Annotated in this window: 11 protein-coding genes; 9 read left to right on the top strand and 2 right to left on the bottom strand. The window is 35.5% G+C overall.

Translation table 11 applies throughout. The features are described 5' to 3' along the window. Window positions 1-507: 507 nt before the first annotated feature. Genes GON26_RS17920 through GON26_RS17910 form a run of 3 tightly spaced genes read left to right on the top strand, consistent with a single transcriptional unit; the run spans window position 508 to window position 6,652 of the window. On the top strand, window positions 508-3,528 hold the full coding sequence (locus tag GON26_RS17920) for a SusC/RagA family TonB-linked outer membrane protein (RefSeq protein WP_202110896.1): 3,021 nt from the start codon (window positions 508-510) through the stop codon (window positions 3,526-3,528). A gap of 10 nt (window positions 3,529-3,538) precedes the next feature. Further along, window positions 3,539-4,984 (top strand): RagB/SusD family nutrient uptake outer membrane protein, encoded by a 1,446-nt coding sequence (locus GON26_RS17915; RefSeq protein ID WP_160376144.1) that lies wholly within the window; start codon window positions 3,539-3,541, stop codon window positions 4,982-4,984. A gap of 27 nt (window positions 4,985-5,011) precedes the next feature. Beyond that, window positions 5,012-6,652, top strand: coding sequence for an arylsulfatase (locus GON26_RS17910; protein ID WP_160376143.1), 1,641 nt, complete (start codon window positions 5,012-5,014; stop codon window positions 6,650-6,652). Between the two features lie 183 nt (window positions 6,653-6,835). On the opposite strand, the gene rocD is transcribed toward GON26_RS17910, so the two are convergent. Further along, complete coding sequence (gene rocD / locus GON26_RS17905; protein ID WP_160376142.1) at window positions 6,836-8,089, bottom strand: ornithine--oxo-acid transaminase; 1,254 nt, start codon at window positions 8,087-8,089, stop codon at window positions 6,836-6,838. 200 nt (window positions 8,090-8,289) lie between these two features. On the opposite strand from rocD, the gene GON26_RS17900 reads away from it, so the two are divergent. From GON26_RS17900 to GON26_RS17885, 4 genes are all read left to right on the top strand, one after another. After that, window positions 8,290-8,742: an Lrp/AsnC family transcriptional regulator gene (locus GON26_RS17900; protein WP_160376141.1), complete on the top strand. Its 453-nt coding sequence runs from the start codon at window positions 8,290-8,292 to the stop codon at window positions 8,740-8,742. Between the two features lie 86 nt (window positions 8,743-8,828). After that, window positions 8,829-9,602, top strand: a complete 774-nt coding sequence (locus tag GON26_RS17895; RefSeq protein ID WP_160376140.1) for a dienelactone hydrolase family protein — start codon at window positions 8,829-8,831, stop codon at window positions 9,600-9,602. A gap of 27 nt (window positions 9,603-9,629) precedes the next feature. Beyond that, entirely contained in the window at window positions 9,630-10,649 is a 1,020-nt protein-coding gene (locus GON26_RS17890) for a DUF3667 domain-containing protein (protein ID WP_160376139.1), read from the top strand. A gap of 7 nt (window positions 10,650-10,656) precedes the next feature. Beyond that, window positions 10,657-11,673, top strand: a complete 1,017-nt coding sequence (locus tag GON26_RS17885) for a M28 family peptidase (RefSeq protein ID WP_160376138.1) — start codon at window positions 10,657-10,659, stop codon at window positions 11,671-11,673. A gap of 168 nt (window positions 11,674-11,841) precedes the next feature. Here GON26_RS17885 and rho read toward each other — a convergent pair whose 3' ends face one another. Continuing rightward, a complete protein-coding gene (gene rho, locus GON26_RS17880; protein ID WP_160376137.1) occupies window positions 11,842-13,629 on the bottom strand; it encodes a transcription termination factor Rho in 1,788 nt (595 codons plus the stop codon). 185 nt (window positions 13,630-13,814) lie between these two features. Here rho and GON26_RS17875 point away from each other — a divergent pair, with 185 nt between their 5' ends. Then, on the top strand, window positions 13,815-14,225 hold the full coding sequence (locus tag GON26_RS17875; RefSeq protein WP_160376136.1) for a DUF4293 domain-containing protein: 411 nt from the start codon (window positions 13,815-13,817) through the stop codon (window positions 14,223-14,225). A gap of 158 nt (window positions 14,226-14,383) precedes the next feature. After that, window positions 14,384-15,055, top strand: coding sequence for a response regulator (locus tag GON26_RS17870; RefSeq protein ID WP_160376135.1), 672 nt, complete (start codon window positions 14,384-14,386; stop codon window positions 15,053-15,055). Window positions 15,056-15,177: the final 122 nt, after the last annotated feature.

Here is a 15,177-nt window from a genome sequence, read left to right as displayed (position 1 = left end):
CATATTTAAAACCAAACAAACTAGATTTTGAAAACAACCGAAAACACAATTTTTTATTTTCTTCTTAAAAAATATAACTATAACACTTATTGTTATATGTGTTTCTGTTGCTAATACTCACGGCAATTTTATTCGATTTTAATCGGTTATTACTATAAAATCAATCGATACTTAAAAACGAATCTTTATAAAAAATACCAAATAAATATTCTTATTGAAAATTTCAAAATCTATTTGATACAAGCTAATTGTAACCAATAGAGCACTGAAACTATATCTATTAACAAAGAAAGTTCAACTATTAACAAAAAATAAAAAAAATGTACCACCGTTGCTGTAAATAATAAAAAAAGCCATTTCTGCGGCAACAGAAATGGCGAGGCTTAAAGAACATTTATCGCTAAATAAAAGGAACAATTAGAGAGTTGAAAAATCAACTTTCAGAGCTCCTTGTTTATTACTTAAAACCATTACAAAGAAATGAAAAAAAAATTAAACATATGCACTTTGCTATTCCTCTTACAGATTTCAGTCGGAATTAAAGCCCAAAATTCACAGCCTTTAATCAACTCAACCCTAAACGGAACCGTAATCGATCAGGTTACCAATCAACCCATTCCGGGAGTTAATGTTCAAATAAAAGGAACAACACACAACGCCATCACCGATTTAGATGGAAAATTTTATTTTCAGACTGGTCAGATATTTCCTTATACTCTTGTTATCAGCTATATTGGCTATGTAACACAGGAACACATTGCAACCAACGCCTTTGTTCAGATATCATTAAAAGAAGACATCAAAGAATTGGACGAACTTGTAATTATCGGGTACGGATCGACTACCAAAAAAGATTATACAGGTGCCGCTGAAACGGTTTCTTCAACTGCTTTAAAAAGTACACAACGCACACTAGAAAGCGCTTTGCAGGGTTCTGTAGCGGGTGTAAATGTAACGCAGACTTCAGGACAGCCGGGAGCCGGACTGAGTATTCGTATTCGTGGAGGAAGTTCTATTCAGGGAGGAAATGAGCCTCTGTATGTAATTGACGGATTCCCAATTTACAATTCGGATGTAACATCAGGGGTTTTGAGCGGTACACCTACCAACCCGCTATCGTCTATAAATCCAGCAGATATTGAATCGATTACAGTGCTTAAAGATGCTTCATCAACAGCAATTTATGGTTCCCGCGGTGCGAATGGAGTTGTGATCATTACAACCAAAAAAGGTTCTTCTAATCTGCTAACTGTCAATTACGATTTTACTTTAGGGCAGCAGGAAGTTCGCGAAAAAATAGATGTTTTGGATGCTACCGGTTATGCTAATCTTAGGAATGCTGCTTTATTTGATGCCAATCCGGCTTTAGGAACTAACCAATATTTAAGTGCTGCACAAATTGCACAATTAGGCAAAGGTGTCGACTGGCAGGCAGAAGCTTTCCAGAAAGGGATTACACAAAATCATCAGTTGAGCATTTCCGGCGGAAACAACCAAACCAAATATGCAGTCTCCGGAAATTATTTTAATCAGGAAGGAATCATCAAAAATACCGGTTTCGAAAGATTAAGCGGACGTGTAAATTTAACTTCAAAACTAACTTCAAAATCAAGATTTGGTGTAAACCTTACGCTTGCTGAAACGACATCGAAAGTAGCACCTTCAGGTTTAATTACTTCATTGCTGGTTATGCCTCCAACAGCTACTATTTATGAACCGGACGGAAGTTATACGCTAAGAAATCCTTTCGAGAACATCTTTGCAAACCCAATCGCAACCCTAAACGAGCGTCAAAATGAAGCTGTTAGCAACCGTGTTTTAGGAACCGTTTATGGTGAATATGATATTTTTAAAAATTTAGTTTTTAAAGTTTCTTTTGGTCTTGATAAAATTTCGAATCAGGAAAAAAGTTATCTGCCTGCATCTATTTATGAAGGATCGATTACCAACGGCGAAGGGAAAATTGGTAACGCAACTTCAAGAACCTGGCTAAACGAAAATACTTTAACGTATTCTAAACTTTTTGCTGAAAAGCATAATTTGAATGTTTTGGTAGGTTATACACAGCAAAATTCGGTTCGTGAGTTTGTTACGGCAGGTTCTCAGCAATTCGTAAATGATGTTACCGGTTACAACAATCTTCAAAGCGGAAGCGTAGCGCTAATGCCTACTTCGGGAGAAAGTCAATGGGCATTAAATTCGTATTTATCTCGTGTAAACTATAATTATGATTCTAAATATTATTTCACTGCGAGTTTAAGAGCCGATGGTTCTTCCAGATTCGGAAAAGACAATAAATGGGGTTACTTCCCGTCTGTTGCTTTGGCATGGCAGGTTAACAAAGAAGACTTTTTTGCACCAGTAAGTGATGTAATCAATAGTTTGAAACTAAGAACCAGTTATGGTGCAACAGGTAATCAGGAAATTGGAGAGTATCAGTCTTTATCGACTTTAACAAGTGTAAAATATCTTTTTGGTGACCAGATCTATACTGGTTTTACACCCACAAGAATTGCGAACAATGATTTAGGCTGGGAACTTACCAATCAGTTTGATGCTGGTCTTGACGTAGGTTTCTTTAATGATAAATTGAATCTTACGGTTGATGTTTACCGCAAAACAACCAAAGATTTATTGCTTGATGTTCAGATTCCATACACCAGTGGTTATACTTCATCATTACAGAATTTTGGTTCGGTACAAAATCAGGGAATCGAGTTTGGACTTAATACTTCTTTAGGAAATACAAACTTTTCATGGACATCCAATTTCAATATTGCATTCAATGATAACAAAATTATCGCTTTAGGAAATGGTGCCGAATTTTACACTTTCGGAAACTATATTCTACAGGTTGGCCAGCCATTAGGAACTTTCTACGGAGCTGTAACAGATGGAATTTTGCAAACGGCAGATATTGCGACTAAAGGAAAATTTACAGGAAATGCAGCTCCAAAAGCGGGTGATCGTTTGTACAAAGATATCAATGGCGATGGCACTTTTACGACTGCTGCTGACAGAACCACCATTGGCAATGCGCAGCCTGATTTCAACTTTGGTTTTACCAATAATTTCACTTACAAAGATTTCGAATTGGCCATACTTATAAATGGTTCTATTGGCAATGATATCCTGAACGGAAACGCGCAGGCATTAGAATTATACAACGGACAGCAAAATGCTTCTAAAAGTGCTCTGGATGCCTGGACACCAACAAATCCAAGTACTACAACACCTCGTGCAAAGCTGGACCCTGCTCCTATTTTCTCTAATCGTTTTGTTGAGGATGGTTCTTTTGTGAGAATTAAAAACATCACTTTTAGTTATAATTTACCAAAAAGAATCTCAGAAAAACTACGATTAACAGCGGTGAAATTCAGAATAATCGGTGAAAACCCGTTCACGTTTACCGACTACAGTGGTTATGACCCTGAAGTAACAAGCGGAAGTAACATTTCTCCCGGAACAGACACTGGAATTTATCCGGCATCCAAAACGATTTCAGGCGGTTTAAACATTATACTTTAAAAGAGACATCATGAAAAAAATAACACTTTATAGTTTACTCATTCTTTTCGCATTCAGTGCTTGTAATTCATTGGATGAAGATCCGAAAGCAGTAATTGCAACTACCAATTTTTATAAAACACCTGCCGATGCAGAAGCTGCTGTAATAGCGGTACATAACGCCATCAACAGCACAACGCATACACTTTATAACCGATTAATCCAGATTTCGACAGAAATGGCAACTGACGATTATGAAGCAGGTCCAAGAGCCAGAAATGCACACGTTAGAGCACTTTCAAACTTAACGCATGATGCTTCTAATGACCGTATGCTGGAACTTTGGAGACAGAGTTATGACGGAATCAACAGAGCTAATATTGCAATTGATAAAATTCCGACGATTCCAAATTTGGAAACTCAAAAAGTAAATGATTTGGTGAATGAAGCTAAGTTTTTAAGAGCCGTTTTGTATTTTAATATCGTAAGATGGTTTGGTGATGTACCGCTGATTTTACATGAAACCGGAAGTTTATCTGCTGGAGAACTCAATGTTTCCAACACCCCAGAAGCTCAGGTTTATGCTCAAATTGAAGCCGATCTGATTGCTGCTGAAGCATTGCCGGTAGTACAAAAAATAAAAGGCAAAATAACAGCAGGTGCAGCAAAAAGTTTATTATCGAAAGTATACTTGACCGAAAAAAAATGGCAAAAAGCAGCTGAAAAAAGTAAAGAAGTAATTGATAGTAAAGTATATGATTTGTTCGAAAACTATGCGGATGTTTTTAATGTAGCTACAAAAAACGGTAAAGAGCATATTTTTTCGGCACAATTTAAAGGACTTACGAATTGGAACGGAAATATGCTGGCTTCAACCTCTGCACCTAATTCAGTACCAGGAATTGCAGGAGATCAGGCCGATGCTTTGCATACTGCTGGAGGTCTTTTTCAGGCTTTCGCCGAAGATGATACACGTAAATATGTGACTTTTGGAGTAGAATATGTAAGCCCGACTGATGGAAAAACCTACCAAACTGCTCCGCATTTTAATAAATATTTTGATCCAACAACGCCTGCTTCGCCAGGACAGTCTTCAAAAAACACGCCTATCATTCGCTTTGCGGAAGTCTTATTAATATATTCTGAAGCGGTAAACGAACAAAGTGGTCCAACTACTGAAGCTTTTACAGGAATAGACCGCGTGAGAACCAGAGCCGGTGTTCCGTTGCTATCGGTTACTTCGCCAACGATCAGCAAAGATGATTTTAGAGAAGCTGTTTTTGAGGAAAGAAGAAAAGAACTGGTTTTTGAATACCAACGCTGGTTTGACCTTGCCAGAAGAGGACCGGAATATTTTGTAGCAAAACTAAAAGCAGCCGGAAAAAACAATGCACAGCCCAAACACGTTCATTTCCCTATTCCGCAGCGAGAACTGGATCTGAATAAAAATTTAAAACAAGTTCCTGAGTGGAGATAAAATCTATAAACTATTAAATTAATTAAAATGAAAAAAACATTTATAACCCTAAACCTTCTCTTAACGATTGGATTAGTAAGTCAGGCCCAAACCAATGCATCAAAACCAAACGTAATTTTGATAATGGTAGATGATATGGGCTACTCTGATTTAGGGAATTATGGTTCCGAAATCAAAACACCAAACCTGGACAGATTAGCGACCGAAGGAACACGCTTACGCGAATTTTACAATAACTCCATTTGTGCGCCTACAAGAGCTTCTTTGCTTACAGGACAATACCAGCACAAAGCCGGAGTGGGTTATTTTGATGTCAATTTAGGATTGCCTGCTTATCAGGGATATCTAAACAAAGAATCTTTGACTCTGGGAGAAGTTTTCCGTTCAGGTGGTTACAGCACTTTATTGTCCGGAAAATGGCACGTAGGTTCTGAAGATAAAGCGCAATGGCCAAATCAGAGAGGTTTTGATAAATTTTACGGAATCCTGAAAGGGGCTTCTAATTATTTCAACACCGATGGATTGCCTTTTGGCAAAAGCCCTTATCCTGTAGCATTGATCCGCAATAACGAAGAACTGCATCCTAAAGCAGATTCGTATTATTTTACAGATGAAATCGGGAATAATGCCGTGACTTTCTTAGACGAGCAAAACAAAGAAAACAAACCTTTCTTTTTGTATTTAGCCTTTACAGCACCACACTGGCCATTACAGGCAAAACCAGTTGACATTGCGAAATACAGAGGGAAATTTGATGAAGGCTGGGATGTTTTAAGAGAAAAAAGAATTAAAAAATTAAAAGAAAACGGCATTTTGTTAGCAGACCAGACTGTAGCTCCAAGAGATCCTGAGGTACCGGAATGGAATAAACTAACCTATGACGAAAAACAATTCTGGAAAGCCAAAATGGAAGTTTACGCTGCCATGGTTGACAACATGGACCAGAATGTGGGGAAAGTTTTAGAGAAATTAAAAGCTTTAAAGAAAGACAAAAACACCTTGATTGTTTTTATTTCAGATAACGGAGCGCAGGGCGGTTTCAATACGTACAATCCTTTAAAAAGAGGACTGGTAAAAAATGACGGACCAATAGGAACTTCAGGATCATTTGATTATCAGGAACAAAACTGGGCATATTTGTCGAATACACCATTACAGGATTATAAAAACAATATGCACGAAGGTGGTTTCAGTTCACCATTCATTGCTTGGTTTCCATCAAAAATCAAAGCGGGAAGAATTGATAAAGGTAGCGGACATTTAATTGACCTTGCTCCTACTTTTTACGAGTTGGCCGGAATTGAATATCCTAAAGAATTAAATGGTGTAAAATCAAATCCGTTACCGGGAAAAAGTTTGTTACCTGTTTTAATTGATGGTGCTTCAGAGGTAAATCGTGGTGCTCCTATTTTCTGGGAAAGAGCTGGAAACAGAGCTGTTAGAGAAGGGAAATGGAAACTGGTTTCTATTGCTCCATCCTATCAGTGGGAACTTTATAATTTAGAAAATGACAGAGGCGAAACAAACAACCTCGCACAACAAAACCCAGGTATTGTAAATGACCTTTCAGCCAAATATTTCGATTGGGCCGACAAAACCGGAGTTGTAGAGTACAGCAAATTCAAACAAAAGAATGAACTGATTCCTGGTGCTGCTGCGAAAAAATAATTGCTTTTTTTGATATTTTAAGCAATTATAAACAGAAGGCGATCGTTTTATGCGATCGCCTTTTCTATTTTTAAGTTACATTTTTTTAGGAGCAATTTCCTGCTTTCCACTACAATCTTTTTTGTTTTTAAAGATAAAACAAAAAAGGATTTTCGTTGCAATCAGGGCTAGGGCATAAAATTACTAAGAACGAAAATGATTCAAAGATTTTTCAATAATTTCAAGACACTCCCCAATTTGAGCTTCTGTCATAACCAATGGTGGCGCCAGACGTATTTTGTTTCCGTGAGTTGGTTTTGCCAATAATCCGTTGTCTCTAAATTTTAAGCAAATTTCCCAAGCCAAATCCGAATCTTCTCCGCAATTAATAACAATAGCGTTCAGTAAACCTTTTCCTCGAACAAGTGTAATCAAGTTATTACGTTCCGCAATTTCGTTTAAGCCTTTTCTTAAAATAATTCCTAAACGTTCTGCATTTTCGGCTAATTTTTCATCTTTAACCACTTCGAGTGCAGCAATCGCAACTGCTGCAGCAACAGGATTTCCTCCAAAAGTCGATCCGTGTTGTCCTGGTTTTATCACATTCATGATTTCGTTATTGGCTAAAACTGCCGAAACTGGGTAAACGCCTCCCGAAATCGCTTTTCCTAAAATCAAAATATCGGGTTGTACATTTTCATGGTGAACCGCCAATAATTTTCCGGTACGCGCAATTCCGGTCTGAACCTCATCAGCAATAAACAATACATTATGTTTTTCGCACAATGCTTTTGCTTTCGCTAAATATCCTTCACTTGGCACATAAACTCCCGCTTCTCCCTGAATTGGTTCTACCAAAAATCCAGCTATATTTTTTGATGATTCCAGAACTTTTTCTAACGCTTGCAGATTATCATATTCGATTTTAATAAATCCTTCTGTAAAAGGTCCGAAACTTTTACGCGCCGTTTCATCATTCGAAAAAGAAATTATCGTAGTTGTTCTTCCGTGAAAATTATTCTCACAAACAATAATTTGAGCTAAATTTTCATGAATTCCTTTTACCTCGTACGCCCATTTTCTACACAGTTTCAAAGCTGTTTCTACCGCTTCAGCACCTGTATTCATTGGTAATACTTTATCAAATCCAAAATAATTGGTGATGTATTCTTCGTAATTTCCTAATTTATCATTGTAAAAAGCACGTGAAGTCAACGTCAGTTTTTGTGCTTGTTCTACCATTGCTCCCACAATTTTCGGGTGACAATGTCCCTGGTTAACCGCAGAGTACGCCGACAAGAAATCATAATACTTTTTTCCGTCAACATCCCAAACATACACACCTTCTCCTTTTTCTAAAACCACTGGAAGCGGATGATAATTATGTGCGCCGTATTTATTCTCTTTTTCAATTAAAATCTCAGATTTTGATGAAAGTATTTCCTGATGATGTCCCATGCTGTTTTATTTTAAAATGAATACAAAAATATAAAATTTATTTATTTGACATTAAAAATAAATAATTATTAATGCAAAAGTTTTAAAAAAAGTCAATTTTATAAATTAATACAATTTTAAAAGTCAATTTTCATTAATAAAAAACAAAATAATACATACTTATTTATATCTTTATATTTTTAAACACAAAAAATACTTTCATGGAAATTTTAGATGAATTCGACATAAAAATCATTAAGGAATTAGAAAAAGACGGTAGGGTTGCCTACTCGACTATTGCTTCCAATTTAAAAATTTCAAATACAATGGTGCATCAGCGTATTAATCGTCTTTTTGAATCGGGTATAATTGCGGGAATCAAACCGGTTTTAAACGAAAAACAAATGGGGTACGACTGGGCTTCTTTTACAGGAATCACACTCAATAAAGATTCCGATTCTGCTGGAATAATTGAAGCTTTAAAAGGAATTCCTGAAGTTACAGAATGTTATTTTGTTACGGGTTCTTTTACCCTGTACCTTAAAATTACTGCCAAAAATCACGAACACATGCGAAAAATATTATACGAACAAATCGATAATATTCCGGGCATAGCCAAAACCGATTCTATGATTGAACTGGGCTGTGCTTTTAAGAGAAATGTAACGTTATAAACTTAAAATTGAAACCTCTCAAGAAAAAGCTTTAGAGGTTTTTTTGTACCATATTATTTCAGATATTTGTTACAAATTGTAAAATCATGAAAAAAGTCTCACTTATCATTTTCGCTACTATGTTGTTTTCCAATACCATAAATGCACAGCTAAAACCTGTAAAATACGCTGATGGTTCTCAGGTTTTAAATGGACTATCCATAAAAGCTGCTAAAAAAAGCAGTCAGAATCCGGGCATTTTATTGCTTCCGGCCTGGTTAGGAATTGATAATGCTTCTAAGCAGATTGCCGAAAATTTATCAAAACTCGGTTACCATGTTTTTATCGCTGATATTTATGGCGAAGGAAATTATCCTAAAAATACGGGAGAAGCAGGCAAACAAGCCGGTTTTTACAAAACTAATTTCGCAGCCTATCAAAAACGTATTCAGTTAGCCTTAGACGAATTGATCAAATCAGGAGCAGATAAAGATAATATTGTAGCTATTGGTTATTGCTTTGGCGGAACTGGAGTTCTGGAAGCCGCACGAGGACATTTGAATGTTAAAGGTGTAGCCTCTTTTCACGGTGGTTTGGGCTTTGATGCTAGTCGCCCTGTAGAGCCCATTACAACTAAAGTACTGGTTTGTCATGGTGCCGATGATCCTTTTGTTTCGAAAGATGAAATTACTGCTTTTCAGCAAGAAATGCGCGATACCAAAGCCGATTGGCAAATGATTTATTATTCAGATTCTGTACATTCTTTTACCAATCCAGAAGCAGGAAACGACAATTCTAAAGGGGCTGCTTACAACGAAAAAGCAGCAAAAAGATCGTTTGAACATTTGCAGCTTTTCCTGAATGAAGTCCTAAAAAAATAAACCTAATAAAAGACCAAAACCAAATCAATGTCACATAGCCCAATTAGAGAAGACAAGACCTGCCTGAATTGCAGACACGTTGTGGAACAAAAATATTGCCCCAACTGCGGACAGGAAAATACAGATTCCAGAAAAACGTTTCATCACTTATTCATCCATTTCTTTGAAGATTTGACCCATTACGAAAATGCTTTTTGGAAAACCATTCGCAATTTACTTTTCAAACCTTCTACTTTAACTAAAGAATATCTTTCAGGAAAAAGACTCTCGTACTTAGCACCCGTTCGGCTTTACATATTTATAAGTTTTATCACTTTTCTATTGTTGGCATTTTTTCCAAGCAACGTAAATGAAGCCATAAACAAAAGTCAAGCTGAAATTGCCAAAGAAATTCCAGTCGAAAACAAAGCTTACTATGACAAAGTCAATAAAAAAATCAATGAAAAAATTAATGAAAAAGTCCATGAAAAAGCTCCCAAAAGTATCATTATGGACTTGAGTTCTGTCAGGGAATTAGACTCTGTTCAGAAATATGGAAAACCAAACGATAAATATAATGAATTTGAATATTGGGCTATCAAAAGGATTCTGACCGTTTCCGAACATTATACCCAAAAAGAAATGCTAGAGAAGTTTTTAGAATCTTTTTTTCATAATATTCCTAAAATCCTCTTTATCATCATGCCATTTTTTGCTTTCTTTTTATGGCTTTTTCACAACAAAAAGAAATGGTATTATTTTGATCATGGCATTTTTACCCTGCATTATTTCTCTTTTCTACTATTAATATTCCTGATTTTATTCCTTATAAGAAAAACAATTGGAGCATTTGGAGAAGACAATCCGCTTCTTTTTATTTCAGATATCACTGATTTTGTTGGGTTTATATGGATGTCCTATTATTTTTATCCCGCACATCATCGTTTTTACGGTGAATCCCGCATCGTATCTTTTGTTAAAAGTGTAACATTATTTTTTATAAACTCCATTTTTATTCTATTTTTACTGGTTTTCTATGTTTTATACATATTCATTAACTTACACTAAACTAAAAATGAAAAAAATTGTAGTTTTATTACTAATTGCTTCAGCTTTTTCATGTAAAAATGCGCAGTCAGTTGCTTCAAAAGACAACTCAGACCCTACCAAATACATGAATTTGATTACTGAAAAAGATTTAAAAACAATGTTATACATTGTAGCGTCTGACGAAATGGAAGGTCGCGAAACTGGCTCGAAAGGACAAAAAAAAGCCGGTCTTTATATGATTGAACAATACAAAGAAAATAATATTCCTTTTCCTAAAGGAGCAAAAGACTATTATCAACCGGTTCCTGCTGCATTTTTGAATGCAAAACGCAACGAAAACTTACCGGATTCTGAAAACATCTGGGCTTATATAGAAGGTTCTGAAAAGCCAGACGAAGTTTTGGTGATTTCAGCTCATTATGACCACGTTGGAATCGAAAATGGCGAAATTTATAATGGAGCTGATGATGATGGTTCCGGAACTGTAGCGGTTATGGAAATTGCCAAAGCATTTGCTAAAGCTAAAAAAGACGGACACGGACCAAAACGTTCTATTTTATTCCTGCACGTTACTGGCGAAGAGCACGGTTTACACGGTTCCCGTTATTATTCTGAAAACCCTTTATTCCCGATTGCAAACACCATCACTGATATTAATATCGATATGATTGGGCGTCGCGATTTAGAGCATGCTAAAACGAATAATTATGTTTATGTGATTGGCGCTGACAGATTATCTACAGACCTTCACAACATCACTGTAGCTCAAAACGAAAAATACACCAAATTAGATTTGGATTTCAGATTCAATGATCCAAAAGATCCTAATCATTTTTATGAGCGTTCAGATCATTACAACTTTGCAAAACACGGAATTCCAGCTGTTTTCTTTTTTAATGGTGTACACGAAGATTATCACGGAAAAGGTGACGAACCAGAAAAAATTGAATATGATGCTTTGACAAAAAGAACACAATTGGCTTTTGTAACCGCCTGGGAATTGGCTAACAGAGAAAACAGACCTGTAGTGGATAAGAAATAAGGTCCTGAGGTACTGAGTTGCTAAGGTTCTAAGTTTTTTTCACACTAGACTTAAAAAATAAAAAGGGATGAGTTTTAAAAACTCATCCCTTTTTTATATCATTTTCGTTTGAAAATTTCAAAGATAAAACCTCAGAAACTTAGCATCTTAGACACTTATAACCTTTAGTTAATCATTCATAGAAATCAAAAACTCATCATTGTTTCTGGTTTTCTTGATTTTATCGTTAATGGTATCCATAGATTCTACCGGATTCATATCTGAAAGGTATTTTCTTAAAATCCACATTCTTTGTAATGTTTTTTCGTCTAATAATAAATCGTCACGACGTGTGCTTGAAGAAGTCAAATCGATAGCAGGGAAGATTCTTCTGTTGGCAATTTTACGGTCTAACTGAAGTTCCATATTACCGGTACCTTTAAACTCTTCAAAGATAACTTCATCCATTTTAGAACCCGTTTCTGTTAATGCTGTTGCGATGATGCTCAATGAACCACCGTTTTCAACATTTCTGGCAGCTCCAAAGAAACGTTTTGGCTTTTGTAACGCATTCGCATCCACACCTCCACTCAATACTTTTCCGGATGCTGGCTGAACTGTATTATAAGCTCTGGCCAAACGAGTGATTGAATCTAATAAAATCACTACATCGTGACCACATTCTACCAAACGTTTTGCTTTTTCAAGTACAATATTCGCAATTTTCACGTGTTCTTGCGGCTCTCTGTCGAATGTCGAAGCAATAACTTCCCCACGTACACTACGCTGCATATCCGTCACCTCTTCAGGACGCTCATCAATCAAAAGAACAATCATATAAACTTCTGGGTGATTGGCTGCAATTGCATTTGCAATGTCTTTTAATAACATTGTTTTACCCGTTTTTGGTTGTGCGACTATCATACCACGCTGTCCTTTCCCGATAGGAGAAAACAAATCGATAATACGGGTAGAAATAGAACTTCCTTTTTCGGCTAATTTAAATTTTTCTGAAGGGAAAACCGGAGTTAAGTGTTCGAAAGAAACTCTGTCACGAACTACTTGCGGATCGTGACCATTGATTTTAAGTACACGAACTAATGGGAAGAATTTTTCTCCTTCTTTTGGAGGACGAACGACACCTTTTACTGTATCTCCCGTTTTAAGACCAAATAATCTAATTTGCGAAGTTGACAAATAAATGTCATCTGGTGATGCTAAATAATTATAATCTGATGAACGTAAAAATCCGTATCCGTCCGGCATCATTTCCAGAACACCTTCACTTTCAATAATTCCGTCGAATTCAAAATCAGAATCTCTGAAATTACTTTTTTTATTTTTATGATTAGGATTTTGGTTACCGTTATTCCCGTTTCCATTCCCGTTTGGATTTGGATTCTGATTCGGGTTTTGATTTTGGTTTGGGTTTTTATTTTGGTTCGGATTGACTTTTTTGGCCTGAACTGGCGCTTCTGTTTTTTCAGCAGTGGCAGTTTCTATAACAACCTCACCTTCTGCAGCAGGAGCTTCTTCTTTCGAAACTTCTTTTTCTTTTTGTAAGGCCACTTTTTTCTCGTAAGCTGATTTATTAAACTTTACGATTTTAGGTCCTTTTTTCTCCACAACTTTATTTTCTTCAGCTGGTTCCTGTTCTGGTTTAGCTTTAGAAACTACCGGAATTTCTTCTTTTACCGGAGCTTCAGCTGGTGTTTCAAACTCCAAAACTGGATTGTTTTTTGAAATTGCTGCTTTTTTTACAGGAGCAATTCTGGCTCTTTTAGGTTTCTCATCCTCTACTTTTTCAATCTCTGCAACAGCTTTCGCAGGTGGTGCCAAAGTTGTTTCCTGATGTGCTAAAATCTGGCTAATTAAAGCCTCTTTTTTGACACCATTAAACTTTATAGTTTTAGCTAATTTAGCTATTTCTTGAAGCTCAGAAAGCTTCATTTCTTTTAATGCAGAAATATCAAACATGAATGTTCTATGAATTTAATTATTTTTAAAGGAAATACTGTAAAAAAAATAGGTAGATATTATTTTTGAATTGACCGCAGTATGAAGTGCTTACGGTATTATGATGCAATAATACGAATAAAATTTAATCATACAATAGTATTTATAAAAAAGAAAATATATTTTTGTAAAACAATTTTCAGAAGATGATACAAAGAATTCAGACCATATATTTACTTCTTACCTTTGTTGTTACAGGGGTTTTACTGTTTTTTATTCCGCTTTGGACATCAAACACGGGTAAGGCCTTTTATTTTATGCAAGACCAATTCTATACTATTTTATTAGGATTAAGTACAATGCTTACTATTATTAGCATTATTTCATATAAAAAGAGACAAAATCAGTTTGTGATGGGCAGACTGAATATCATATTAAATTTAATTTTATTAGGATTATTTGTATATCGTTCGCTAAATTTATCTGGAGAGACGGAAGTTTCTGAGAAAGGTATTGGGATGTTTCTACCGATTGTTGCTATCGTATTATTAGTTTTAGCTAATAAGGCCATCAAAAAGGATGAAGATCTTGTAAAATCTGTTGATCGTTTGAGATAAACCTATAAACTTAATTTATTGCGCGAAGAGAACCCGAATTTTTTTAATTCGGGTTTTTTTGTATAAAACATCTTTGTTGTCATAAAAAATAAAACAGATAAATGATTTTGTAAGATGTTTTTTTCATAATTTTGAAAAAAGACTTTTCCAAAACAAAAATGACACAACTCATACGCATACATTTGGCTGATGATCATCAGGTCCTTATAGATGGTCTGACCAATCTATTAGAGACCGTACCTAATTTTTATGTGGTAGGAACTTCTTTAAATGGTCAGAATATTTACGAAGATGTCATAGAAAACAATGCCAGTATATTGATTCTGGATATTAGTATGCCCAAAAAAGATGGTATTGAAGTCCTGAAGGAATTTCATACCAAAGGTTTTCCCTGCAGCGTAATTCTTTTATCAAGTTATGATGATCTGAAAATCATAAAAGAAGTGATGATACTTGGTGCCAGTGGATACCTGACAAAAAAATGTGCCGGCGAAAATATCATCGAAGCAATTGAAGCTGTAAGTCGTGGAGAAGAATATTTTGACGATTCTGTGAGGGAAAAAATTTTCAGCACCTTTACTCAAAACAATCCTAAATTGGTAAAACCAAGAATTAAACGCAAACCTAAAGAACTTTTGCTTTTGAGTCCCAGAGAGATTGAAATTATAACTTTAATTGCACTTGAATACAGTGGTAAAGAAATTAGTGAAATGCTTTTTATTTCTATGAATACAGTCGAAACACATCGGAAAAATATCATGAAAAAATTAAACACTAAAAACACCATTGGTTTGGTAAAATATGCACTCAAACATAATTTAATAAAATAAATCATTGCTTTTAAAAGAAATAACCCAATTCTTAAACACAAAACTTAACCAACAGCCATTACACTTTATGATCTAAAAAAGTCTCTTCTATTTTTAATACTCTTTTTTTATGTCTATTTCGA

Origin of the sequence: Flavobacterium hydrocarbonoxydans (genome assembly GCF_009789235.1) — a bacterium.
Classification (GTDB): domain Bacteria; phylum Bacteroidota; class Bacteroidia; order Flavobacteriales; family Flavobacteriaceae; genus Flavobacterium; species Flavobacterium hydrocarbonoxydans.
This window is presented reverse-complemented; position numbering and strand designations above follow the sequence as displayed.

Coding starts and splice junctions, on each gene's coding strand:
- rho (WP_160376137.1), bottom strand. CDS start 13,629: ATGTTTGATATTTCTGCATTAAAAGAAATGAAGCTTTCTGAGCTTCAA.
- GON26_RS17900 (WP_160376141.1), top strand. CDS start 8,290: ATGGAAATTTTAGATGAATTCGACATAAAAATCATTAAGGAATTAGAA.
- GON26_RS17895 (WP_160376140.1), top strand. CDS start 8,829: ATGAAAAAAGTCTCACTTATCATTTTCGCTACTATGTTGTTTTCCAAT.
- GON26_RS17915 (WP_160376144.1), top strand. CDS start 3,539: ATGAAAAAAATAACACTTTATAGTTTACTCATTCTTTTCGCATTCAGT.
- GON26_RS17890 (WP_160376139.1), top strand. CDS start 9,630: ATGTCACATAGCCCAATTAGAGAAGACAAGACCTGCCTGAATTGCAGA.
- GON26_RS17870 (WP_160376135.1), top strand. CDS start 14,384: ATGACACAACTCATACGCATACATTTGGCTGATGATCATCAGGTCCTT.
- GON26_RS17910 (WP_160376143.1), top strand. CDS start 5,012: ATGAAAAAAACATTTATAACCCTAAACCTTCTCTTAACGATTGGATTA.
- GON26_RS17875 (WP_160376136.1), top strand. CDS start 13,815: ATGATACAAAGAATTCAGACCATATATTTACTTCTTACCTTTGTTGTT.
- GON26_RS17885 (WP_160376138.1), top strand. CDS start 10,657: ATGAAAAAAATTGTAGTTTTATTACTAATTGCTTCAGCTTTTTCATGT.
- rocD (WP_160376142.1), bottom strand. CDS start 8,089: ATGGGACATCATCAGGAAATACTTTCATCAAAATCTGAGATTTTAATT.